The organism is Neorhizobium sp. DAR64860/K0K1 (genome assembly GCF_050500205.1).
GTDB lineage: Bacteria > Pseudomonadota > Alphaproteobacteria > Rhizobiales > Rhizobiaceae > Neorhizobium > Neorhizobium soli.
On sequence record NZ_CP191458.1, the window covers coordinates 517,092 to 541,356 of the forward strand.

Consider the following 24,265-nt stretch of genomic DNA (forward strand, 5'->3'; position numbering starts at 1 on the left):
CACGGAAACTAGGCGGCGCTCCTGAAAAGTCCACAATGACGACGCAAGCCGATGCCTATCGCAAATGTCCATTCTTCGACCATGACGGCGAGACATGATACGAGACCGAAGTTTGCAATCGTGCTCCAGCTTGGCCGTCGTTACTCGCGAACAGCGTATGTCGGCCTCCGGTGAGGCGTTGAAACGCGCGGCAACCATCGATCATCGTGGTAGGGCAAAATAGCTCCGCAAGCGCCTTCTCCAGAGGTCTTGGCCGACCATCACCCTGGACCCCGACCTCCATCCCCTCATCGACCATTCGCCTTTCTCCATTCGGCAAAGATCGACAAATTGTTCTCGTCCGTGGCGGGATACAGGCCGATGATCGTGTGGCCGGCCTTGACCCGTTCGGCGACAAAATCCTCGTAGGCCGTCATCTCGACCGCCTCGTCTGCGATGTCGTCGGCGATTTCCAGCGGGATGATGATGACACTGTCGTCGTCGCCGACCACGATATCGCCCGGGAATACGGCGACGTCGCCGCAGCCGATCGGCACGTTGATGTCGATCGCCTCGTGCAGGGTCAGGTTCGTCGGGCTGGACGGCCGGTGATGATAGGCGGGAATGTCCAGTTCGCCGATCACCATCGCGTCACGAAAGCCGCCATCGGTCACGACCCCTGCCCCGCCGCGCACCATCAGGCGGGTAATGAGGATATCGCCGGCGGACGCTGCACGCGCATCCTTTCGGCTGTCCATCACAAGCACATGCCCCTGAGGGCAGGTCTCGATCGCGTGGCGCTGCGGATGCTGCGGGTTGCGGAACACCGTTATGGGATTGCGGTCCTCGCGCGCCGGCATGTAGCGCAGCGTAAAAGCGGGCCCCACCATGTTGCGCCCCTTCGGCTTGACCGGCCGCACGTCCTGGATCGTCTGGTTCCTGAGGCCACGCTTGTAGAGCGCCGAGCAGAGCGTCGCGACGGAGACGCCCATCAGTTTGTCACGGGTTGCGGGGTTCATAGTTTCTCCTTGATGCTTGCTCAGTTGATCGCCGGCTCGGTCACCTTGGCGCCGAAGTCCGTCTTCAGGAAATCGAAGTCGCAGCCCTTGTCGGCCTGCTCGATGTGTTTGGTGAACATGAAGCCATAGCCCCGTTCATAGCGCGGTTCCGGCGCCACCCAGGCGGCTCGACGCGCGTCGAGCTCTTCGGCCGAGACCAGCATGTTGAGGCTGCGCGCCGGAATATCGAGTTCCACCATGTCACCGGTCTTCAGGAGAGCCAGCGGACCGCCGACGAAGGCTTCAGGCGAGGCATGCAACACGCAGGCGCCGAAACTCGTGCCCGACATGCGTGCATCGGAAATCCGCACCATATCGCGCAGTCCAAGCTTCAGAAGTGCCTTCGGCATCGGGATCATGCCCCATTCCGGCATGCCCGGCCCGCCTTGAGGCCCGGCATTGCGCAGGACCAGCACGGTTTCCGGCGTCAGCGGATAATCCGGGTCGTCGATGATCGTCTTCAATTCGGCATAGCTGTCCGCCACCAGTGCCGGGCCGCGGTGCTTGTGGAATTTGGGATCGCAGGCGGCGGGCTTGATCACCGCTCCATCAGGGCAAAGGTTGCCCTTCAGCACGGCGAGAGAACCCTCATGATAGACCGGATTGTCGAGCGGCCGAATGACGTCCTCGTTGTAGATCTTCACCTGATCCAGCCCTTCGGTCAGCGGCAGTCCGGTGACCGTGATCGCCGTCGGATCGAGCTTGTCGCCAAGTTGCTTCATCAGGGCCCTGAGGCCGCCAGCATAAAAGAAGTCTTCCATCAGATAGGTGCTGCCGGATGGGCGGATATTGGCAATGACGGGCGTGGTGCGGCCGATCCTGTCGAGGTCGTCGAGTTCCAGCGGAACGCCGGCCCGGCGCGCCATGGCGATCAGGTGAATGATCGCATTGGTCGAACACCCTGTCGCCATCGCGATTGTCACGGCATTGTTGACGGCGGCCTGTGTGATCACCTTGTCCGGCGTCAGATCCTCCCACACCATCTCGACGATCCGCCGCCCGCAGGTGGCCGACATGCGCTGGTGGTTGGCATCTGCGGCCGGAATGGAAGATGCGTTGGGCAGCGTCAGCCCCATGCCTTCGGCGATCGCCGTCATCGTGGAGGCCGTGCCCATCGTCATGCAGTGACCGTAGCTTCGAGCGATACCGCCCTCGATCCCCTGCCATTCCTCCTTGGAGATCGTGCCGGCCCGTCGCTCGTCCCAGTATTTGAACCCGTCCGTGCCCGACCCCAGCGCCTTGCCTGCATAATTGCCGCGCAGCATGGGTCCGGCCGGCAGGTAGATGAAGGGAACGCCCATCGATACCGCGCCCATCACCAGTCCCGGCGTGGTTTTATCACAACCGCCCATCAGCACGGCGCCATCGACCGGGTGCGAGCGCAGAAGCTCTTCCGTCTCCATGGCCAGCATGTTGCGGTAAAGCATCGTGGTCGGCTTGACGAAATTTTCAGAAAGCGACAGCGCCGGCAGCTCCATCGGGAACCCGCCCGCCTGCAGCACGCCGCGCTTTACCCATTCCACACGCTCACGAAAATGCATGTGGCAGGGCTGCGCATCCGACCAGGTGTTGATGATCGCGATGATCGGCCGGCCTTCCCAGTCTTCCGGTGCATAGCCCATCTGCATCGTTCGCGACCGATGTCCGAACGACCGCTGATCATCCGGCATCATCCAGCGCGCCGAGCGCAGTTCTTCGTAAGTCTTCCTGCCTGCCATTCCAAACTCCCGTGCCGCGAGGGCACTCTTCCAAGATCACGATGATCGCTTATTCGGTAAACGCCTCTTCGCGTTTGCGGCTGATGCTCGGCGCCAGAACGAGCGCGAGGACGGCGACGGCGAAGATCAGCAGCGACAGGCTGAGCGGGCTGCGCACGAAGATCGACGGGTCGCCCTGGCTGATCAGCATCGCGCGCCGCAGGTTTTCCTCCAGCATCGGTCCGAGAATGAAACCGAGCAGCAGCGGTGCCGGTTCGAAGCGCATCTTGCTGAGGGCGAAACCGACCACGGTGAAGCCTGCCATGACGAAGACGTCGAACACGCTGTTGTTGATGCTGTAGGCACCGATGCAGCAGAAACCGATGATGGCCGGAAACAGCAAATGATAGGGGACCGTCAGCATCCGCACCCAGAGCCCGATCAGGGGCAGGTTGAGGATCACGAGCATCAGATTGCCCGACCACATCGAGACGATCATGCCCCAGAACAGTTCCGGCTCGTCGGAGATGACGTTCGGGCCGGGTGTGATGCCCTGGATGATCATTGCTCCAACCATCAGTGCCATCACCGGGTTGCCGGGAATGCCGAGCGTCAACATGGGGATGAACGAGGTCTGCGCGCCGGCATTGTTGGCCGCTTCCGGCGCAGCCACACCCTCGATCGCCCCTTTGCCGAATTCGGCCCGGTTCGGAGAGATCCGTTTTTCCACGGCGTAAGAGGCAAACGATGCCAGCATCGCCCCACCACCCGGCAGCACGCCAAGGAAGGAGCCGAGTGCCGTGCCGCGCAGGACCGGCGCGATAATCCGCTTGAAATCCTCCTTGGTCAGCATCAGGCCGGTTACCTTCTTGATGCCGACCGAGCGTTCCTGCTCGCTTTCCAGATTGCGCAGGATTTCGCAGATGCCGAATATGCCCATGCTGACGGCGACGAAATTCAGTCCGTCATAGAGTTCCGGAATGTCGAAGACATAGCGCGGCGTTCCGCTCTCGACGTCTGTCCCGACCGTGCCGAGGATCAGTCCGAACACGATCATCGCGAATGCCTTGAGCAGCGATCCGCTGGCAAGCGCGACGGACGCGACGAGGCCGAGAACCATCAGCGAGAAATATTCCGCCGGCCCGAAATTGAGGGCGACGGCAGCAAGCGGCGGTGCTGCGACCGCAAGCAGGATCGTCGCGACCGTGCCGGCGAAGAAGGATCCGAGGGCCGCGGTTGCAAGCGCTGCTCCGGCGCGGCCGTTTCGGGCCATCTGGTAACCGTCGATGGCGGTGACGACGGACGAGCTTTCGCCGGGAAGGTTGATGAGCACAGCCGTCGTCGAGCCGCCATACTGGGCGCCGTAGAAGATTCCGGCCAGCATGATGAGGGCGGATTCGGGCGGCAGTCCGAAGGTGATCGGCAAAAGCATGGCGATCGTGGCCGTCGGCCCGAGACCGGGCAGCACGCCAATTGCGGTGCCCAAGAGACAGCCGACAAACCCGTAGAGCAGGTTCATCGGCATGAAGGCGGTCGAGGCGCCGAGCCAGAGGTTAGAAAAGAGATCCATATGCAATCCAATCCGGTTTCGTCGGCTGCCCTAAGGCTTCAGATGCGGGCGTCAGATGAGTTCGCCGATGAAGGGCACCCATGGGCCGAAGGCGCTGACAGGAAGCGAAAGGAGTTTTGTGAAAAGCAGAGACGAACAGACCGCGAGAAACAGCCCGAGCAGGATCGAGTGCCGCCAGTTTGCGTATCGGCTTGCGGTCGCGACCCCGACGATCATGAGGAACATCGTAGGCGCAAGACCAAGGCCCGAGAGCAACAGGCCGAAGCCGACCGGCGCCGCAATCACCAGGGCATAGGCCTTCCAGTTCCAGACCTCCGGCTCGCTCTCCTCGACGCCGACCATCATCGCCTGCACGCTGATCAGCCCACCGATCCCCATCAGGAGCAGGCTCAGCATGGTCGGGAAATAGCCGGGGCCCATCTGGAACGAGGTACCGACTGCGAGCTCGCGGCCGAACCAGATGAACAGAAGTCCGGCGCAAATCATCGTCACGCCGCCGACGAAGTCGCGGCCGTTTCTAATTTTCAGCATGGCTTGATACTCAGGTGTGAAAGATGTGCCGGCCGGAGACTAGACCCGGCCGGCAGATTGTCTCACTGCAAGGGCACGTTGGCGGTCTTGATGACTTCGGCCCACTTCGCCGTTTCCTTGTCGATGAAAGCCTGGAACTCGACCGACGTATTGCCGACAGGCGTCACGCCCATCGCTTCGAGCTTTGCCTTCATCGCGGGATCGGCAACGATCGCCTGCACTTCCTTGCTGAGCTTTTCGACGATTTCCGGCGGCGTGCCGGGAGGAGCAAAGAGCCCGTGCCACGAGGTAGCCTCGAAGCCGGGGATGACGCTTGCCATGGTCGGCACGTCAGCGAGCAGATTGGCCTTTTCCAGGCTGGTGACGGCCAACGCCTTCACCTTGCCGGCCTTTACCTGCTGTGCGGCAGTGGGAATATTGTCGAACATCATATCCACATGTCCGGCGACAACGTCCAGGATGGCCTGGCTGCTGCCCTTGTAGGGCACATGCGTGATCTTGATGCCGGTCTTTGTCGCGAGCAGCTCACCTGCAAGATGGATCGATGTGCCGACACCTGATGAAGCGTAGGTATGCTTGCCGGGCTCCGTTTTCAGGAACGCGACCAGTTCCTCGACAGTGTTCGCCTTGATCTTGTCCGGGTTGACGACGAGCACGTTTGGCAGGCTGGCGATCAGCGAAATCGGCGAAAAGCCCTTTTCCCGGTCGTAAGGAAGGTTTTTGTAAAGTGTCTGGTTGATCGCGTTTGAGCTCACTGTGCCCATGCCGATCGTGTAGCCATCGGGCTTGGAGCGGGCGAGATCGCCAAGGCCGATATTGCCTCCCGCACCTGGCTTGTTCTCAACGATGAAACGCTGGCCCAACCGCTTGTCGAGTTCTTCCGCGACGAGACGGCCGAATGTGTCAGTATTGCCGCCGGCCGCAAAGGGAACGACGACGGTCACGGTCTTTGTCGGATAGTCCTGTGCGCGGCTACCCGTCACGCCGGCCACAGATATCGCGGCCGTAGCGGCCGCCAGCGTCATCAAACGCTTGAGGTTCATAATACTTCCTCCACTTGTCCGGTATCTGGCCGGTCCCATTAAACCACTCTTCGAAATCCTCCTCCCGAAGAAATGGAAGCGCTTTCATTCTATCGTCAAAATCTCCAACCGCAACCTCGAAGAGCGAATTTTAAATTGTTTGGAATCAGATTGATACGCACCTGACAGTACAATTTATCCTATTCGCACTTGATTAGTTCTAAAATGAAAGCGTAACTCATTTTGAGAGGGACGTTCACGATGACAGACGATTTCAATAGCAAGCGCATGACGAGCAACAGCCCGGTGACACTTGCCGATATCGCGAAGCTCGCAGGGGTCTCGCCTGTCACTGTGTCCCGTGCCATCAACACGCCCGCTCTGGTCAAACCACGAACGCTGGAGGCGATCGAGAAAGTCATTGCGAGGACGGGCTATGTGCCCAATCTTCTCGCGGGCGGCCTTGCTTCCCGAAGGACCAGGCTCATCGCCGCGATCGTTCCCTCTGTGGCCAGCACCATCTTTGCCGAAACGATCGAGGGCCTCAATGCCGAACTGGTCTCTGCCGGTTATCAGCTTCTGCTCGGCCTCTCCGGCTATGAGCCAGCGCGCGAACTGGAACTGACCCGAGCCATTCTCGCTCGCCGGCCCGATGGCGTGATCCTTACCGGCATCACACATCTCAAGGAAACCCGGGCGATGCTGACGGGCGCCGGCCTACCAATCGTCGAGATCTGGGATTCGACACCCTCGCCGCTTGATACTGCCGTCGGGTTTTCGCATGCCGCTGTCGGCGCACTGGTTGCCGAGCATCTTCTCATCCGGGGATATGACCGTTACGCACAGGTCGGCGCCAACGATCCCCGCGCCGTCCAGCGCCGCGATGGTTTCGTCAGCCGCCTGAGAGGCGTCGCCGATGTCGAACTGCCGGACCTGGAAATGAATTCGCCCTCCACCTTCCGCGACGGAAGGCTGGCGATGGCGCAGCTTCTCGATCGCGGAAAGGGAACTCTCGGGGTCTTCTGCTCGTCGGACGTGGTTGCCCACGGGGCACTGGCGGAAGCTTACGCCCGCGGATGCCGCATGCCGGACGAACTTGCCATTGTCGGGTTCGGTGATTTCGACTTTGCGCCTCACACCCACCCGCCGCTGACCACCGTGCGCATCGATCGCCGCGATATCGGAACCAAAGCGGCCCAGTCGATCCTCAGAAAGATTGCTGGCGGCAAGGATGTGGAAGCGATGATCAATATCGATTTTCACATCGTTGTCCGTGGAACCGCCTGAGTCTCAGTGCCTCAGGCCCGCTTGCCGAACTCCGCCGTGCCGCGTGTCCAGTGGGCAGCCTGTTCCGAAAGCGTGATCCCGAGGCCCGGACGGTTTGGTACCAGCATGCGCCCATCTCTGATCTCGAGCCGTTCGTTGAACAGCGGATCGAGCCAGTCGAAATGCTCCACCCACGGCTCCAGCTCGTAGGCTGCGGCAAGATGCAGATGGATCTCCATGGCGAAATGCGGGGCGAGCTGGAGTTTCTTTGTCTCGGCCAGCGCACAGATCTTCAGAAACGGTGTGATGCCGCCCACTCGCGGGGCGTCCGGCTGGATGAAATCGACCGAATTGTTCTGGATCAGTGCCACATGCTCCAGCACACTTGTGAGCATCTCACCGGTGGCGATGGGCGTATCGAACTGGGCGGCAAGCGCGGCATGCCCCTCGACGTCATAGGCATCCAGCGGCTCCTCGATCCACGTCAGGTGATAGGGCTCCATCAGCCGGCCGAAGCGCATGGCGGTCGGGCGATCCCATTGCTGGTTGGCATCGACCATCATCGCCGCCCGCTCGCCGATACGCTCGTGCACGGCCGCCACACGTTTCAGATCGTTCGCCATATCCGGCTGGCCGACCTTGATCTTGATACCGCCGATACCCGCCGCGATCGACTGCTCGACATTCTCGAGAACCTCCTCGATCGGAGAAGAGAGAAATCCACCGGACGTATTGTAACACTGCACGCTATCGCGATGCGCTCCCAGCAGTTTTGCGAGGGGCAGTCCTGCGCGCTTGGCCTTGAGGTCCCACAGCGCCACATCAAAAGCCGCGATCGCCTGCACCGCAAGCCCGCTGCGCCCAACCGATGCCCCCGCCCAGCACAGCTTGTTCCACAGCTTGCCGATATCGTTCGGATCCTCGCCAATCAGCACATCGGCAATTTCCTTGGCATGCTCGTACTGGCCAGGTCCTCCGGCGCGCTTGGAATAGCTGAACCCTATACCGGAATGGCCATGCTTCGTCTCGATCTCGGCAAACAGGAACGCCACTTCGGTGAGCGGGCGTTGCCGCCCGGTCAGCACCTTCGCATCACTGATCGGTGTCTTCAGCGGCAGGAAGACCGAAGACAGCTTGATCCAGGCGATGCTATCCGCCTCAACGGCGGCCTGCGATGCAGTCTTCTTTTCCATTTGCGCGTCCATGTCTCCAACTCCTCCTGTCCTGCGCCCGCAAGGAGCGTCCTGCTTGACGAATACGCGTCCGATCCATTTAAGTCCAAACCGAAGATTGTCGCTCAGCGATACAGGAATTGAATAGATGCTCGATATGGTTCAGGTGAAATCCTTCGTCGCTGTCGCGTCGGAACTCAATTTCAGCCGCGCCGCGAGGCAGTTGAACATGACCCAGCCGCCACTCAGCCGGCAGATCAGGCTGCTGGAACAGCAACTCGACGTGACGCTCTTCGAGCGCAACAGCCGGCGCGTCACGCTGACCCCGGCGGGCCTCGCGTTTCTCGCCGAAGCGCAAAAGCTTCTGGCACAAGGTGATGCAGCAATAACGGCAACACGCCGCGCCGCCCGCGGCAGCGCCGGCTCCATCCGGATCGCTTTCGTCGGCGCCGCAACCTACGGCTTTCTGCCGCACTTCATATCAGCCGCCCGGACGCTTACGCCGCAGATCGAACTCGACCTGGTACAGATGGAAACGGCCGAACAGTTGCAGGCGATCAATCGCGGCGATGTCGACCTCGGCTTTTCCCGCCCGCTTTCCGGCACGCATCAATTGCAAAGCCTGTGCGTTGTGCGGGAACCGATGATGCTGGCCATCCCGCGGGCACACCCGCTGGCATCAAGGCGAAGGCCCACGCTGGAGGCGCTGAATGGCGAACCGATCATCATGTTCTCACCCCAGGCCCGCTATCTGCACGAAAAGCTCGCCGCATTGATGACCGACAACAACATCACGCCCCACATCGTCCAGAGCATGACCCATTCACAGGCCATCCTGTCGCTGGTCAGCGCCGGCATCGGCCTCGCCATCGTCCCCGCGGCAACCCGCCACGCATGCTTCGACAACGTCGTCTTCCGCCCGCTCGACCTCAGGCAGGAATGCATCGCGGAACTGCATGCCATATGGAGCAGCGAAAACCGCAATCCCCTATTGCCGGAGATTCGCGCTCTTGTTGGAAGCTCCGCAGTGCGTGATCTCTCCAGCTAGATCTGCAAAGGCAGTCGGTGCTCGATTTCAGGACCATCTCTCGCCAATCCAGTTCTCGGACGAGTCTTGGATGTTAATCGGGCCTCGTGCTGCCTGACTCCACTCTTCGTGGCCGAGTGCCCCAGAATAGCTGATCGCAGCATCAGGATCCGTCAGCGCTGCATGACTGCAGCACGGTTCGGTCCGGACCTTCAATATCTCAGTCGCTGCTTACAGCAGTCCGAACGTCTTCAGCGTTTCGCCGATGCGGGCATCCTGCTCGGCATTTGGCAGCAGCGCCGGCTGGCGGCTGGCGCCGACGGAGGGGTCCTGCAGGTAGAGCGCGCGCTTGACCATGGCCGGCGGGAAGCCGTGGGCGTAGAGAGCGGTGCGGAAAGCGGTGTAGATGTCCTGCTGACGTTCGGCTTCTGCGATATCGCCTGAATTGAATCCGCCGACGATGCCGGCAAGCACGTCAGGCATGGCGTTTCCGAGACCGGAAATGCAGCCCGCAGCGCCGTTCTGCAGCGCCCAGAGCACCAGATGGTCGGGTCCGGAATAGACTTCGAAACCCTCGACGTCCTTGGAGACCTGAAGATAGGCGGCGAGCGTCTCCTGCGCGCCACCGGAATCCTTGATGCCGGCGATGTTGCCGTGGGTCGCCAGTTTGCGGGCGGTTTCCGGCTCGATGTGGTTCTGGGTGCGGGCCGGGATATCGTAGAGATAGACCGGGGTGTCGACAGCGTCAGCCACCGTCGAGAAGTGGCGCACAAGGCCATCCTGCGTGCAGGCGATGAAGAAGGGCGTGATAACGGCGATGCCGGTCACGCCGATCCGGTCGAATTCCTTGGCAAGCTGCAGCGTTTCGAAAGTGGCCGGCATGCCGGCGTTCACGATGACATCGACCTTGCCTCCGACTTCATCGACCACTTCTTCGAGCAGCTTGATCTTTTCGCCGTGGGTGAGCGCCGAAAAATCACCATTGGTGCCGGCGCACATGATGTTGTTGCCGGCCGCGACCTGGCGGCGCACCTGAGCGCGAGTGGCCTCATAGTTGATCGTCTCGTCGTCGTTGAAGCACGTCACGATTGCGACGAAGGCTTTCTTGGTCATTATTCTACTCCGGGATCAAATCTGGGAAACATGTGCGAGGCGGGCGTTGCGGTTTGCGGCCTGCACATCCGGATCCGGATCGAGGCTCGCGGCAAGTAGCGCCTGCGTATAGGGCATTTGCGGATTGTCGAAGACCTGCGCGACAGTGCCGAACTCGACGACCTCGCCCTTCTGCATGACCATCACGTAATCGGCGAAATCGCGCACCAGAGGCAGGTCGTGCGCGATGAAGATGAAGGCGATGCCCATCTTCTTGCGCAACCCGTCGAGAAGCCGGATCACCTGCGCCTGGACAGAAACGTCGAGTGCCGACACGGCCTCGTCGCAGACGATCAGCTGCGGCTCGAGCGCAAGGGCGCGGGCAATGGCGATGCGCTGGCGCTGACCGCCGGAAAACTGGTGCGGATAGCGCCCCATATGCTCAGGCGACAGGCCGACCTGATCGAGCAGTTCGGCGGCACGCTCCCGCCATTTGGCTTTGGGCAGGATTTCCGGGTGGATGACCCAGGCCTCGGAGATCAGCTGATAGACCGTCATGCGCGGATTGAGCGACTGGGTCGGGTCCTGAAACACCATCTGCAGATCACGGCGCAGCTTGAACAGGTCGCCCGGCGACATCGTGAACAGGTCTTTGCCCTTCCAGCGCGCGGTGCCACCATCCGGCTCTTCGAGGCGCAACAGCACGCGGGCAAGCGTCGATTTTCCCGACCCGCTTTCGCCAACGACGGCGACGGTTTCACCCGGCTTCAGCTCGAAGGACACGCCCTTCAGCGCTTCGAAGCCCCCATAGAACTTGCGGACATCCTTGACGCTGAGGATCGATGCGCCGTGTGCGTCCGGCTCGTGCATGTCGCCCTTGCCGGGGGCGGCGGCGATCAACTTCTTGGTATAGGCGTGCTGCGGGTTGCGGTAGACGTCGCGAACCGTGCCGCTTTCGACAAGTTGGCCCTTTTCCATCACGACGACACGATCGGCAACTTCCGAGACGACGCCGAGATCGTGCGTGATGATCAGCACACCCATTCCCGTCTCGCGCTGCAACTCCTTCAAAAGTGCCAGCACCTCCGCCTGCACGGTGACATCGAGTGCAGTGGTCGGCTCGTCGGCAATCAGCAGGTCGGGTTTGAGCGCCAGCGCCATGGCGATCATGACGCGCTGACGCTGGCCGCCGGAAAACTCGTGCGGATATTTGTCGAGAGCCTGCTCAGGATCCGGCAATGCCACCCGCTTGAACAGGCGCAAGGCTTCGGCCTGCGCCTGTGTGGTGCTGATGCCGTGGGTCTTCAGAGCCTCGCGCATCTGCCATCCGACGGTATAAACCGGGTTGAGGTGGCTGAGCGGATCCTGAAAGATCATGGCGATACGTCGGCCGTTGACCGCGCGGCGCGCCTCGCCAGACATTTTCAAGAGATTCTTGCCGTCGAGCAGGATCTCGCCGGACGTGATCTTGCCCGGCGGCATGTCGATCAGGTTCATGATCGCCGCCGACGATACCGATTTGCCCGAACCGCTTTCGCCGAGGATGGCGAGCGTTTCGCCACGGTCGAGATAGTAGGAGATGTTGCGCACGGCGTGGACGGTGCCGGTCACGGTGTGAAAGTCGACGGAGAGATCGCGGACCTCGAGAAGATGATCAGCCATGTTTCGATCCTTTCATTTCCAGGCGCCAGCGCTGGACCGGGTCGAGCGCAATACGCAGCCAGTTGGAGAGAAGGTTGAGCGACAGCGTGGTCAGAATGATTGCAAGACCGGGCCAGAAGGACAGCCACCAGGCATTGGTGAGGTATTGGCGCCCCTGGGCAATCATCAGGCCCCAGGTGATTTCCGGCGGCTGGATGCCGATGCCGAGGAAGGAAAGCGCGCTTTCGGCCAGCATCACATAGGCAAAATCGAGCGTGGCAAGCGTCATCAGCGTCGGAAAGACGACGGGCAGGATGTGTCGGAAGAGTATGCGCTTGGACGATGCGCCCATGACGCGGGCGGCCTGCACGAACATGCGGCTCTTAATTTCGAGAACTTCCGCTCGGGTGGTGCGCAGATAGACCGGGATACGGGTGATCGACAGGACCAGCATCAGGTTGAGGATCGATGAGCCGAGAATATAAAGCACGATCACCGCAACCAGCAGCGACGGGAAGGACATGATGACGTCGGCGATACGCATGATGATCTGGCTGGTCCGCTCCGACGCGAAGCCGGCGATCAGGCCAAGCAGCGTGCCGATGACAGCGGAGATCAGCACGGCGCCGGCCGCGACCATGATCGTGTTTTGCGTGGCGACAATGATGCGCGGCCAGAGCGGGCGACCCAGCGCATCGGCTCCGAGCCACATAAACCAGTCGCGGCTGAAATCGAACGGCGCAAGGTTGCGGCCGCGCAGGTTCTGCTTGGTGGCGAGATCATCGAGAAGGGTCGGGCCGATGATCGCCATCACAATGACGAACACCAGAAATATCGCGGCGCAGAGCGCGAACTTGTCGGCCCACAGCATACGCGCCATGCGGACGAAGAAGCCCGGCTCGGCGGCAATGGCATTTTCGGGCGCGGGGGATGGGACGGCCATGGTCATGTCGATCCTCAGTAGCGGATGCGTGGATCAAGCAGAGCATAGGCAAGGTCGATCACGAGGTTCATGAGGAAGATGGCGAAAGCGGTGACAAGGATCGCCGCCAGCACGACGTTGAAGTCTCGCTGCAGGATGCTGTCGATCATCAGCTTGCCGACGCCCGGGAAACCGAAGATGGTTTCGACGATGACCGCGCCGTTGAGAAGGCTGGCAGCCTGATCGCCGATCACGGTTATGACCGGCAGCATGGCGTTGCGCAGGGCGTGGATAAAGATGATCGGCCCTGATTTCACGCCCTTGGCGCGAGCCGTCTTCACATAAGCCGAAGACAGCGCCGAAATCATCGAGCCGCGCACCACCTGGACGATGATACCGAATGGGCGCACGAACAGCACGCAGATCGGCAGGATCCAGTGCGAAAGCGTGCCCGTGCCCGAGGTCGGCAACCAGGACAGCTGGATGGCAAACACCACGATCGCGACGATCGCGAGCCAGAAATCCGGGACGGAAGCGCCGATCAGCGACACCATCGAGGAAAACCGGTCGAAGAAGCCGCCGGTGCGAAACGCGGCAAGCGAGCCGACGACGATGGCCGCGATGGTGACCAGCGTCATGGTGATGACGGCAAGCCACAGCGTCCAGGTGAAGGCTTCGAGAACGACATCGAGTGCCGGGCGCGCCTTGCGCAGGCTTTCGCCGAGGTCACCGGTTACGACATTGCCGACATACTGGCCGAACTGCACGAGAAGCGGCTGATCGAGGCCGTGCAGTGCACGGAACTCGGCCTTCATTTCGGCCGATGCTTCGACGGGGAGAAAAAGGGAAGCCGGGTCGCCTGTCAGGCGCGACAGGAAAAACACCATGACCAGCAACCCGACGAGCGAGATGAGGCTGGCAAAGGCGCGCTTGCGAACGAAAGTGAGCATGGTGACCTCGATCTTGCTGGAATGGACGGCGGCAGGAGCGCCGCCCATTTCACTTCGATTGGGACGATCAGAATACGTCCTCGGAGTATGGTCCGCGTTAGTTCTTGATGCCGATCTCGGAGAGCTGCAGCATCGAGTTGGTGGCGATGCTCGGCTTGAAGTCGAGACGTTCGGACACGCGGGAATAACCAACCATGTGGAAGAGCAGAACGTCAGCGACGAGATCGTCGTGGACGTAGGCGATCAGCTCCGACCACAGCTTTGCACGTTCATCACCAGTGGCAGCGGAGGCGCGGGACACGAGGTCATCGACCTTCGGATCGGAATAACCCGACTGGGTGCCCTTCGAGTCGTATTTGAAGAACATGGTGAAGGACGGATCACCCTTGGAATTGTCGTGCATGGCGGCAACGATCTGCGGACCGCGACCTTCCTTGAACGGCTTCGAGTAGTAAACCTCGTGCTCGGCTACTTCGACAAACCGGAGGTCGATCTTGAAGCCGACATCCTGCAACTGAGCCTGGATGGCTTCCATGATTTCCGTCACGTTCGGGAAATTGGCCGTCCGCGCGACGACGGTGATCGGCGTGTCGACTGCAACACCGTCAGCTCTTGCCTCATCGAGCAGCTTCTTCGCCTCGTCCGGATCGTACGGGAAAACTTTCACATCCGGATTCCAGCCGAGTGTCGTCGGCGGCACAAGCGCCGTTGCGAGAACCGCGTCCTGCGGCACGAGCGTGCCGATAAAGGCCTCCCGGTCGATGGCGAGGTTCAGCGCCTTGCGGACGCGGACGTCATTGAGCGGCGCGATATTGCCATCGATGCGAAGGTAGACGGTTTCGCTGTCGAGATAGGAGAAGTCCGTCTTCTCGTTGGTCGCTTCGACCTGCGAGATCGACGGAGCGAGATCTGCTTCTCCGGTCTGAACCATGGCGGCGCGCACGGCCGGATCTGAACGGAAGAGATAGGTCGCCTTGGTAACCGCTGGCTTCTTGCCCCAGTAGTCATCACGCGCGTCGAGCACGATCTGCTGGCCCGGCGTCCAGTTGGACAGCTTGTAAGGGCCGGTGCCGACGGGCTCGCGGATGAATTCGAGCGGCGTGCCCTCGGGAACGATGGTCACAAGCGACAGCAGCAGCGGCAGGATCGGCTGAACCGGATCGACCTTGAAATCGATGGTGGTGTCGTCGACGATCTTAACGTCGAACTTCATGCCGCCGAAGTAACGGCGGGATTCGCAGATGTTCTTGTCGCTGAAAATACGATCGAAGCTGTATTTGACGTCCTTGGCGCCGAAGGCTTTGCCGTCGGAGAATGTCACGCCCTGGCGGAGATGGAAGCGCCAGGTGCCGTCGCCGGTCTGCTCCCACTTTTCAGCAAGTCGCGGCATCACGCCCTGCTTGCCGCGCACATCGAGCTCGGTCAGCGTTTCGCTGACATTCTCCATGATGACGCGGCCGATATTGGAGCGCGTCGCCATGCAGGGCTCAAGCAGGTCGGCTTCCTCAGGCAAGACGATTTTGATGTCGCTCGACGCAGCCTGCGCCGGAGAAAAACCGGTACCAAGTGCAAGGACAGAGCACAGAAAGGCTCCAAATAGATGCGAAGTTTTCATGTCATTCTCCTCCCTCTAGCTGCGGATCGCACTGGTCAGTGCTCATCTTGCGATGGTCTCCCGACTGTGCGCTTCAGGCATTCCTCCGTGTGGCCCTGTGCGTCGGTCGGGATGCCTCCGTCCGTTTCGTCGCCATAAGCGGGCTGACGCAGACCATCTGATGTCTGACCAAGTTTGTCAAATTAATTATTCCGCTATAGGATTTGGACAAACTTTCGTGAGGATAAATCCATTTATTATCATGATGATGAGGCTGAAGAACTGGCCTCAATCTTCAAATTTCAACGTCCTTCAAACTTGACAACTTTGTTTTTTTGGTGATTTTCACGGTGGCCAGAGGAGACGCCGATGACGCCTGAACAGATTGCAACCGTCATGACCGGCACGGTGAAAGCCGTCGGAAATGGACGACACGAGGCCATGCTGGCTTCCCCGATGATCCAGAACCACGCCTCATTCCTGCACCTCGCCGAAGACGGCGCGCTGATCTGCGCCTGGTTCGGCGGCACGCTGGAAGGCAAGTCGGATATCTCGATCTTTGCTTCCGTTCTGGCGCCGGGGTCTGACACATGGGGCGAGCCGCAGCGGTTGAGTTTCGACCCCGCCCATTCCGAACAGAACCCGGTTCTGTTTGCGGCACCTGAAGGCGGCCTGCTCCTGTTCCACACGTCTCAGCCTTCAGGCAATCAGGACGAATGCCGTATCCGCATGGCGGAGGTAAATCGCGATGCCGGTGACGCGACCAAACTGACGGTCAGCGATGGACGCTATCTCGATTTGCCGCGCGGCTGCTTCGTTCGAGCACCGCTGACCGTTCGCGACGATGGAGCCTGGCTATTGCCGATCTTCCGCTGCATCCAGCGTCCTGGCCAGAAATGGAACGGCAGCCATGATCGCGCAGCCCTCGGCATTTCCGAAGATCACGGCAAAACTTGGCGTCTGGACGACCTCGATCAGTCGACCGGCTGCGTCCATATGAGCCCGGTGTCCATAGGAGACAACAAGTACGCCGCCGTGTTCCGCCGCAGGCAGGCCGATTTCGTCTATCGCACCGAGAGTGTCGACGGCGGCCGTACATGGTCCGCGCCCGAAGCGACCGACGTTCCCAACAACAATTCATCGATCGCCGCAACCCGCCTGCAGGATGGCCGTATCGCGATGATCTGCAACCCGACCAATGCGGACATGTCCACAGACCGCCGCGCCTCGCTTTACGACGAGTTGGGCGAAGGCGACGACCGGCCGGATGCCAATCCGGATGGCGGCTGCGTGCCGATCTGGGGTGTGCCCCGTGCGCCGGTTGCCGTCTGCATTTCCGACGACGGAGCAAAAAGCTTCTCGCAGCGGATCATCATCGAGGATGGTCCCGGCACCTGCCTGTCGAATAATTCGGTCGACGGTCACAACAAGGAAATGTCCTATCCGTCGCTGCTTGAGGGTAACGACGGCAGTCTTCATATCGCCTACACCTATTACAGGCGCGCCATCAAATACGTTCGTCTGGCGCCAGGCTGGGCCAGTTCAGCAGCGGGAGAACAAGCATGAGCAACATCATCGGCATCACCATGGGTGACCCCTGCGGCGTCGGACCCGAGATCACGGTACGGGCGCTTGCCGAAATGAGCGACGCGGATCGTGCCGTCACCCGCATCTACGGAAACCTGCCGACGCTGGAAGCCGCCCGCAAGGCGCTGAACGTCGAGATCGATCTTGCGGCCTATGTCGTTGACCTGCCGATCGAAGGGGCACCGCTACCCTGGGGGCAGCTTTCACCGGTCGCCGGCGATGCAGCTTTCCGCTTTATCGAAAAGGCCGTGCGCGATTCCGAAGCCGGCGTGATCGGCTGCATCGTGACCGCCCCAATCAACAAGGAAGCCCTCAACCTTGCCGGCCATCATTACGACGGCCATACCGGCATGCTGCGCAGCCTGACGAAATCGGCAGCCGCCTATATGCTGCTCGCTTCAGAAAAGCTGAAGGTCATCCACGTTTCCACCCATGTCTCGCTGCAGGAAGCGATCCGCCGCGCCACCACCGAACGGGTGCTGGCCACCATCAAGGCCGGCAACAATCACCTGAAGCGCACCGGTTACGAGCGTCCGCGCATCGCGGTCGCCGGTATCAATCCGCATTGCGGTGAAAACGGCCTGTTCGGCACCGAGGATGACGACCAGATCGCGCCGGCTGTGGCTGCCGCCCGCGCCGAAGGCATCGACGCCTACGGCCCGATCTCGGCAGACACCGTGTTCCACCGTGCCTATTCCGGCGGCTTCGACCTGGTCGTCGCGCAATACCACGATCAGGGCCATATCCCGATCAAGCTCGTCGCTTTCGATACGGCCGTAAACGTCTCTGTCGATCTCACGATCGACCGCACATCCGTCGACCACGGCACAGCCTTCGACATTGCCGGCAAGGGCATTGCCAACCACGGCAACATGCTGTCGGCCATCGCCTATGCCCGCAAGCTGGTAGCCGGCGGCAAGGGAGAGCAGACATGAGCAGCGCTCCATTAATCGTCTTGCATCAACCAAAACGACTTGTCATCGGCGCCGGTAGCGTCGGCGAGGTCGGCAACTGGGCTGGAGCGGTTTCCTCCGCGCTGGTAATCGCAACACCGATTACCGCTGGTTTCGTCGACCGGTTGAAACTGCCGGGCAAGGTTACCCTGTTCGACGCCATTCCAGGCGAGCCGGAGATCGAAACGCTTGATGCCGCACTGGCGGCAGCGCGCGCCGCAAAGCCGGATCTCGTCGTCGGCCTCGGCGGCGGTTCCGTCATGGACGTCGCCAAGCTTGTCGCGGCCCTTTGGGATAGCGAGCAGACCCTGTCCGATGTCGCAGGACCCAACAAAGTGGCGGGGCGCAGCACGCGCCTGGCGCAGGTTGCCACCACGGCTGGAACAGGCTCCGAAGCCGGCATCCGCTCGCTGATCACCGATCCCGTAAAGGGCGCGAAGATTGCCGTCGAATCCCCTCACCTGATCGCCGATCTTGCAGTGCTAGACCCGGAACTCACCTACTCGGTTCCGCCGGCGGTCACCGCTGCAACCGGAGTCGATGCGATGGCGCATTGCGTCGAGGCCTTCACCAGCAAGCGTTCGCATCCGATGATCGACGGTTTTGCGCGCATGGGCATTCACCTCGTCGGCAAGTTCTTGGGCCGCGCGGTCAAGGACGGCGCAGATCGTGAGGCCCGCGAAGGGCTGATGCTGGCGTCCTACTACGGCGGCATCTGCCTCGGGCCTGTCAATACCGCGGCAGGCCATGCCATCGCCTATCCGCTCGGCACGCTGCTGCATCTGCCGCATGGACTGGCCAATGCCATCGTGTTTCCCCACGTCTTGGCGTTCAACGCGCCAGTGGCAAAGGACAAGACTGCGGAAGTAGCACAGGCGCTGGGGCTAGGCCAAAATCTCTCGCAGGCCGACCTGTCCGCGCAGGCCTATGGCTTCTGTGCTGATCTCGGCATCGAGATGTCATTGGCAAAACATGGCGCGACCGAATCCGATCTTCCGCGCTTTGTCGCAGATGCGCATGCCATCCGTCGCCTCATGGACAACAACCCGGCCGATATGAGCGTGGATGACGTTCTGGCGATCTATCGCGCGAGCTTCTGAGAACCTCGCTCCAGTGAAAAAGGCGGTGCCGCCAAGCACCGCCTTTTGCGTACTATACCGAAGTCAAATCGCTCGCGATCCTTAAGATCCAGGCTAGAGATGCGACGACTGAAAGAGCCTCTCCCGCGATCCCTTCAGATGCTCGAACATCAGACGGCGCGCATCATCCTCGTTGCTGTTGCCGATCGCCGTCGCAATCGCTTCATGCTCGCCAAATACGCGCGACAGGCCGGACGCTTCCCGCTTGATCGAGGCGCCGTGAAATTTCATGCCGACAGCAATATGATCCTTCAGGGCTTCCATGGCGGTGGTAAAATAATTGTTCTGCGCGGCGCGGGCGATGGCGAGGTGGAACTGAAAGTCGGCATCCTCGCGGTGTGACTGACGGTTCGTCGCATCGCGCAGCAGTTCGAGCGCCTGGCGGATCGCCTTCAGACTGTCGGCATCGTGACGGGCGGCAGCGGCAGCGGCGGCAGCCGGCTCCATCGTCAGGCGGAATTCGTAACAGTTGAGAAGGTCTGCGACGTTTTCCAATTGGCCGAAACCGAGGGGATTGCGCAAGCCCACCGAGCGGACGAAACTGCCGGCACCGCGCCTTGAATAGATCAGGCTCTGGTCGCGCAGCCGTTTCAGTGCTTCGCGGATGACGGGTCGGGACACCTCGAATTCGGCGGCCAGATCGTGTTCCGTCGGCAGGCGCTCGTCGGGCTTGTACGCACCGGACTTGATTGCGCGCAACATCCGCTCGAACACGATATCCGCAAGGCCCTTGCGGGCGGTTCCCGTTTCCAGTCCCATCGTCAACCTGCCTTTCGCAGGACCATGTCTGCAATTTGCTTCAACGTATGGGGATGACCGAAGCCACCCGATTTTGCAATGATGCAGCGACCCTGCGCCGATGCAAGACCAAGACCCGGCAGGCATTCGCCATGCAGACGCAGCCTCGACAGGCCCAGCCCACGCAGCACCGCCTCGGCCGTCGCCCCGCCGGAGAGAAGCAGCGTTCCATCGTGACCGGCAAGGTATTCTTTCAATCCGTCAGCCAGAGCTTCCGCCACAAGCTGCGCATCGACCTCTTCCTCACCCGGTGTCGCCTGCACGAGCATCAGATCAGGTCTTGTCCCACTTTCCGCGTCCAGCCGGCCGTTCGGCGCAGGCAGATACGTCAGGCTGTGGCCGTTGCGCAGGGCATCGATCTGCGCAAGCGTGATCGGATCGCGCGATCCGATGACAAATGTGATCGGACCGGACGGGATGGTCGCTGCCTGCGCATCGACCTTGTTCGTCATGCGACGGGCGAGCGCTTCTGCAAGACCGCGAGCGCCGATCAGCAGATCGGTCCCGTTGTTCTCAGCGACGTCGAGCGCAACGTCCATGTCGGCGGCTGAGCTAGCGTCAGGGATATGGGCACGAGCTGTGTGCGCACCGAGCCTGTCGGCGATCACGATCGGAGCGTCGATACCAAAGCCGGTGACACATCCGTTCGCAACCACCCGAACGAACTCTGGTATCCCAGGCGCAACGAGGGCACGTGTGAAAGGGATGGCGTCCAGTTCGGCAACGATATTTCCCTTGAGGCGGGAATCGACCTTCTTGAACAGCCGCGTTCCCGGCGGCAGCAAGGTGATTGTCGCAGCCGTGGCGGCACGTGCTTCGCCGGCACTTGTTTCGCGGGTGTTGAGGTTGATGGACAGAACGTCGGGGCGATCGGCGACGATCCCCGTAATTGCATCAAGGTTGAGCGCCACGTCGGTGCGAATACCTCGCCCGGCAAAAGGCGCCGCCGAGTCGAGCGCACCGGTCAGGTCGTCGGCAAGAATGACTAACATACTCCTCCACCTACTTATGTTGTAAGCTTTATACCACGGAAAAGTGCTTATAAGTCAACATGGGTATGGAGTGAAATGACAAATGTAAGGTATTGAGCTCGGTTGGGGCAACAGTGTTAAATTTCAGAGAGGTTGGCATGAATGACATCGTCGTCGACGACTAATCGCGATGGCGTGATCCGTGATCATCATTCGAGACGACCAGCCGTCAAAGTCCCCAAAAGTGTTTCTGGGAACCATGCCATTCTCGACCAGATCAGCGCGCTTGAATGCGTCCGTGACAATGTTGTCGGCTTTCGCTCGCATACGGATTGTATCCGGCGACCACGACCCTAGGCTGGTCGATGCCCGCAGCCTTCAGGCAGGCTCGCGTCAACTCGATTTCGCCGACAATGCGCTCGACCGAGAGACAGCTTGCAACGGCCGTTAGCGGGATATGCGAGATGGCGCGTGCATTTCAATCATTTTCAGCACGTTGAACTCGCGCATCTTGAGTTTGAACGACAGGGCATCTGGCAAGAAGATGGCGTCATCACTATAGCCGGGATCGGCTAGGTACATCGTCGACTTATCAAACACCCAGCGCTTTGCAGGTATCGCGCGCGCTCGGTGGTTACGTCGACATCTGGCGCGATATAGGCCTTTCCTTGAAACCGGCGAGCTTAAGCAGGCCGCCGGTCAGTTCCGGGCTAATACCCGCCGGATCGCCCGTCGCCAACGAGACGATCGGACGGTCATCGTGTTGCATATCGGTGGACAGAGTTTCTTTCGATTGAAGGCCGGTCATAGAACCGTGACGGCTTTGCCATGCTGATTGATGATAATCCTTTCCTTAGTTGAGGCGCAAGCCGGCGTCGTTGTCGAAGAGGTGCAGCTTTTGAACATCCGGTATGACGCGGATGATCTCGCCGGGCCGCGCCGTGATACGATCCCGGAAGAGGCAGGTAATTTCAGTATTGTTCGCCCGCGCGACAACCTGGGTCTCCGATCCGGTCGGCTCGACGACGACAATCTCCATCGGCATACCCTCGCCGGACATGATCAAGTGCTCGGGACGGAAGCCATACCGTGCCGGCCGGCCCGAGGAGCCCGACGGCGCATTGGCGATCGGGAACGTTAGGTCGCCGAAGGCGAAACCGGAGGATTCGATGCGGCCTTCCAGAACGTTCATGGAAGGCGAGCCGATGAAGCCGGCAACGAACAAATTGGCCGGCCGGTCATAAAGCTCGAGCGGTGCGCCGACCTGTTCGATGATGCCACCATGCATGACGACGATCTTGTCTGCCATGGTCATCGCTTCGATCTGGTCATGGGTGACGTAAATCGTCGTGGTTTTCAGGCGCTGGTGCATCGCCTTAATCTCGGTGCGCATCTGCACGCGTAGCTTTGCATCGAGATTGGAGAGTGGCTCGTCGAACAGGAAGACCTGCGGATCCCGAACGATGGCGCGGCCCATGGCTACGCGCTGGCGCTGGCCGCCGGAAAGCTGGCGCGGATGGCGTTCGAGTAGCTTGTCGAGGCTAAGGATCTCGGCAGCCTTTTTGACCTTCTCGGCAATCTCAGCTTTGGGCAGGCCCTTGAGCTGAAGTGAAAAACCCATGTTTTCGGCCACCGTCATATGCGGGTACAGCGCATAGTTCTGGAAGACCATGGCAATGTCTCGGTCTTTCGGCGGCACATTGTTTACCACTCGGCCACCGATGCTGATATCGCCGCCGGTGATGCTTTCCAGCCCGGCGATCATGCGCAGCAGAGTCGACTTTCCGCAGCCCGAAGGGCCGACGAGCGTGACGAACTCCCCGTCCTCGACGTCGACCGAGATCCCGTGGATCGCCGCGACCGCGCCATACGATTTCTTGACATTGCGAATGCTGACGTCAGCCATGATCTACTCCCATTATTGCAGTCGAAATGGCGGCGACACGGCATCGCGTCCGCCGCCCTCTCCTCAAGCGGATTTGCGCAGTGTGGTGGCGGTCCGACCGCGGATGCCTGCCGGCATCGCATCGCCGTGGGCCTCGATCAGTTCGTCGACCATGGCGCGGATGTCCTTGATTGACAGCACGCTTGTCGCATGGCGGTCGAGCATGGCGGCGCGATGCACTTGGTCACGATCGCCGTTGAGCGCTGCCTTTACGGTCAGGTCCTGAACGTAGACATGTGGGGCGCAGTACCCGGCAAGCTCAGGCGGCAACGAGCCGGCATTGCAGGCGCGCATGCCGCTCTTGTCGACGACGACTGGAACCTCGACGCAGCATCCGTTCGGAAGGTTGTCGATCAGGCCATCGTTGCGGACGTTGCCGTAGATCAACTGCGGTTTGCCGGTCGCCATCGCATGAATGATCAGCGAACCGTATTCGCGCGAGCGCTCCAGCGGGAAGGTCTCTCCCGCCAAGAGCTTGCGGCGGGTCTCGGCATAGCGACCAAGGTTGCGAACGCTACGACGGATGTACTCATCAACTGGAACGTCGTACGCGGCGATATCTGCTTCGCTCTTCAGGAAATAGGGCGTGTATTCCGCATTGTGCTCGCTGGACTCGCTGATGAAGCGGCCGAAGGAACGCATCAGTTCGAAGCGGACCTTGTCCTTGGCAAAGATTTCCGGATTCTCCATGGCCGCCCAGAGCCGGGGATAGGCATCCTCGTCGTCGATCTTGAGTTTCAGGAACCAGGTCATGTGGTTGATGCCGGCGCAATCGTAGGACAAGCTTTCGACCGGGACGTCGAGATAGGATGCGAGCTCATGCGCGGTGTTCTGCACGTTGTGGCAGAGGCCAATCACCTTCTGCTCCGGATAGGCTTCGTAGACGGCCTGGGTCAGGATGCTCATCGGGTTGGTGTAGTTGAGCAGGACCGCGTCCGGGCAGAGTTCGCGCATGTCGGCGACGAGATCCAGCATGAACGGAATGGTGCGCAGGCCGCGGAACATGCCGCCGATGCCGAGGCTGTCTGCGATGGTCTGCTTGAGGCCGTATTTGCGCGGGATTTCGAAATCCAGCAGCGTCGCCTCGTGCATGCCGATCTGTACCATGTTGATGACGAAATCCGCATCCTTCAATGCAGCCCGCCGGTCGAGATGTTCTTCGATGACCGGGTTCGCATCGAACTGCGCCGCCGTCCAGCGGGTCATCATGCCCGCCGTCTCCAGCCGCTCCTGGTCGATGTCGTGGAGCGTGATGGTGACATCGCGGAGTTCCGGGAAATCAAGAATGTCGGTCAGCAGATTCTTGACGAAGACGACGCTGCCGGCGCCGATCATGGCAACTTTCAACATA

The 24,265-nt window shown here is 60.7% G+C and carries 21 protein-coding genes; 5 read left to right on the top strand and 16 right to left on the bottom strand.

Going from position 1 to position 24,265, the window contains the following annotated elements; genetic code table 11:
* Nucleotides 1-287: 287 nt before the first annotated feature.
* The 5 genes from ACQY1J_RS02275 to ACQY1J_RS02295 all read right to left on the bottom strand — a co-directional run bounded on the left by ACQY1J_RS02275 (nucleotide 288) and on the right by ACQY1J_RS02295 (nucleotide 5,878).
* A complete protein-coding gene (locus tag ACQY1J_RS02275) occupies nucleotides 288-998 on the bottom strand; it encodes a ribonuclease activity regulator RraA (RefSeq protein WP_430249971.1) in 711 nt (236 codons plus the stop codon).
* 20 nt (nucleotides 999-1,018) lie between these two features.
* Nucleotides 1,019-2,755 (bottom strand): L-arabinonate dehydratase, encoded by a 1,737-nt coding sequence (gene araD / locus ACQY1J_RS02280; protein ID WP_430249973.1) that lies wholly within the window; start codon nucleotides 2,753-2,755, stop codon nucleotides 1,019-1,021.
* 49 nt (nucleotides 2,756-2,804) lie between these two features.
* Nucleotides 2,805-4,304 (bottom strand): tripartite tricarboxylate transporter permease, encoded by a 1,500-nt coding sequence (locus ACQY1J_RS02285; RefSeq protein WP_430249974.1) that lies wholly within the window; start codon nucleotides 4,302-4,304, stop codon nucleotides 2,805-2,807.
* A gap of 51 nt (nucleotides 4,305-4,355) precedes the next feature.
* Complete coding sequence (locus ACQY1J_RS02290; RefSeq protein WP_430249198.1) at nucleotides 4,356-4,835, bottom strand: tripartite tricarboxylate transporter TctB family protein; 480 nt, start codon at nucleotides 4,833-4,835, stop codon at nucleotides 4,356-4,358.
* Nucleotides 4,836-4,897: 62 nt separating this feature from the next.
* Nucleotides 4,898-5,878 carry a Bug family tripartite tricarboxylate transporter substrate binding protein gene (locus ACQY1J_RS02295; RefSeq protein WP_430249199.1) on the bottom strand — a complete coding sequence of 327 codons (981 nt, stop codon included), beginning with the start codon at nucleotides 5,876-5,878 and terminating at the stop codon, nucleotides 4,898-4,900.
* 240 nt (nucleotides 5,879-6,118) lie between these two features.
* Here ACQY1J_RS02295 and ACQY1J_RS02300 point away from each other — a divergent pair, with 240 nt between their 5' ends.
* The gene (locus ACQY1J_RS02300) at nucleotides 6,119-7,144 is read left to right on the top strand and encodes a LacI family DNA-binding transcriptional regulator (RefSeq protein ID WP_062577739.1); all 1,026 of its coding nucleotides are present in this window, start codon (nucleotides 6,119-6,121) and stop codon (nucleotides 7,142-7,144) included.
* 11 nt (nucleotides 7,145-7,155) lie between these two features.
* On the opposite strand, the gene ACQY1J_RS02305 is transcribed toward ACQY1J_RS02300, so the two are convergent.
* On the bottom strand, nucleotides 7,156-8,328 hold the full coding sequence (locus ACQY1J_RS02305) for an L-talarate/galactarate dehydratase (protein WP_430249200.1): 1,173 nt from the start codon (nucleotides 8,326-8,328) through the stop codon (nucleotides 7,156-7,158).
* Between the two features lie 115 nt (nucleotides 8,329-8,443).
* On the opposite strand from ACQY1J_RS02305, the gene ACQY1J_RS02310 reads away from it, so the two are divergent.
* Nucleotides 8,444-9,343 carry a LysR family transcriptional regulator gene (locus tag ACQY1J_RS02310; protein ID WP_430249201.1) on the top strand — a complete coding sequence of 300 codons (900 nt, stop codon included), beginning with the start codon at nucleotides 8,444-8,446 and terminating at the stop codon, nucleotides 9,341-9,343.
* Nucleotides 9,344-9,553: 210 nt separating this feature from the next.
* Here ACQY1J_RS02310 and ACQY1J_RS02315 read toward each other — a convergent pair whose 3' ends face one another.
* The 5 genes from ACQY1J_RS02315 to ACQY1J_RS02335 form a co-directional block, all read right to left on the bottom strand.
* Nucleotides 9,554-10,435: a dihydrodipicolinate synthase family protein gene (locus tag ACQY1J_RS02315; RefSeq protein WP_430249203.1), complete on the bottom strand. Its 882-nt coding sequence runs from the start codon at nucleotides 10,433-10,435 to the stop codon at nucleotides 9,554-9,556.
* Between the two features lie 15 nt (nucleotides 10,436-10,450).
* Nucleotides 10,451-12,076, bottom strand: coding sequence for an ABC transporter ATP-binding protein (locus tag ACQY1J_RS02320; RefSeq protein WP_430249204.1), 1,626 nt, complete (start codon nucleotides 12,074-12,076; stop codon nucleotides 10,451-10,453).
* Entirely contained in the window at nucleotides 12,069-12,998 is a 930-nt protein-coding gene (locus ACQY1J_RS02325; RefSeq protein ID WP_209899967.1) for an ABC transporter permease, read from the bottom strand. The genes ACQY1J_RS02320 and ACQY1J_RS02325 overlap by 8 nt, the downstream gene beginning before the upstream one ends.
* 14 nt (nucleotides 12,999-13,012) lie before the next feature.
* On the bottom strand, nucleotides 13,013-13,927 hold the full coding sequence (locus tag ACQY1J_RS02330) for an ABC transporter permease (protein WP_092663432.1): 915 nt from the start codon (nucleotides 13,925-13,927) through the stop codon (nucleotides 13,013-13,015).
* A gap of 97 nt (nucleotides 13,928-14,024) precedes the next feature.
* Entirely contained in the window at nucleotides 14,025-15,542 is a 1,518-nt protein-coding gene (locus tag ACQY1J_RS02335; RefSeq protein WP_430249205.1) for an ABC transporter substrate-binding protein, read from the bottom strand.
* Nucleotides 15,543-15,890: 348 nt separating this feature from the next.
* Here ACQY1J_RS02335 and ACQY1J_RS02340 point away from each other — a divergent pair, with 348 nt between their 5' ends.
* From ACQY1J_RS02340 to ACQY1J_RS02350, 3 genes are read left to right on the top strand one after another with little or no spacing between them, the layout of a single operon-like run.
* On the top strand, nucleotides 15,891-17,087 hold the full coding sequence (locus tag ACQY1J_RS02340; RefSeq protein ID WP_430249206.1) for a sialidase family protein: 1,197 nt from the start codon (nucleotides 15,891-15,893) through the stop codon (nucleotides 17,085-17,087).
* On the top strand, nucleotides 17,084-18,043 hold the full coding sequence (gene pdxA / locus ACQY1J_RS02345; protein WP_062459984.1) for a 4-hydroxythreonine-4-phosphate dehydrogenase PdxA: 960 nt from the start codon (nucleotides 17,084-17,086) through the stop codon (nucleotides 18,041-18,043). Before ACQY1J_RS02340 ends, pdxA begins: the two co-directional genes overlap by 4 nt.
* On the top strand, nucleotides 18,040-19,161 hold the full coding sequence (locus tag ACQY1J_RS02350) for an iron-containing alcohol dehydrogenase (protein WP_430249208.1): 1,122 nt from the start codon (nucleotides 18,040-18,042) through the stop codon (nucleotides 19,159-19,161). Before pdxA ends, ACQY1J_RS02350 begins: the two co-directional genes overlap by 4 nt.
* Before the next feature lie 93 nt (nucleotides 19,162-19,254).
* On the opposite strand, the gene ACQY1J_RS02355 is transcribed toward ACQY1J_RS02350, so the two are convergent.
* The 5 genes from ACQY1J_RS02355 to ACQY1J_RS02375 all read right to left on the bottom strand — a co-directional run bounded on the left by ACQY1J_RS02355 (nucleotide 19,255) and on the right by ACQY1J_RS02375 (nucleotide 24,264).
* Nucleotides 19,255-19,959 (bottom strand): FadR/GntR family transcriptional regulator, encoded by a 705-nt coding sequence (locus ACQY1J_RS02355; protein ID WP_062577723.1) that lies wholly within the window; start codon nucleotides 19,957-19,959, stop codon nucleotides 19,255-19,257.
* 2 nt (nucleotides 19,960-19,961) lie between these two features.
* A complete protein-coding gene (locus ACQY1J_RS02360; RefSeq protein WP_430249209.1) occupies nucleotides 19,962-20,990 on the bottom strand; it encodes a four-carbon acid sugar kinase family protein in 1,029 nt (342 codons plus the stop codon).
* Nucleotides 20,991-21,246: 256 nt separating this feature from the next.
* Nucleotides 21,247-21,435, bottom strand: a complete 189-nt coding sequence (locus tag ACQY1J_RS02365; RefSeq protein ID WP_192078556.1) for a 4-hydroxythreonine-4-phosphate dehydrogenase PdxA — start codon at nucleotides 21,433-21,435, stop codon at nucleotides 21,247-21,249.
* Nucleotides 21,436-21,822: 387 nt separating this feature from the next.
* Nucleotides 21,823-22,875: an ABC transporter ATP-binding protein gene (locus tag ACQY1J_RS02370; RefSeq protein ID WP_062577719.1), complete on the bottom strand. Its 1,053-nt coding sequence runs from the start codon at nucleotides 22,873-22,875 to the stop codon at nucleotides 21,823-21,825.
* 63 nt (nucleotides 22,876-22,938) lie between these two features.
* A complete protein-coding gene (locus tag ACQY1J_RS02375) occupies nucleotides 22,939-24,264 on the bottom strand; it encodes an alpha-glucosidase/alpha-galactosidase (protein WP_430249211.1) in 1,326 nt (441 codons plus the stop codon).
* Between the last annotated feature and the right edge of the window lies 1 nt (nucleotide 24,265).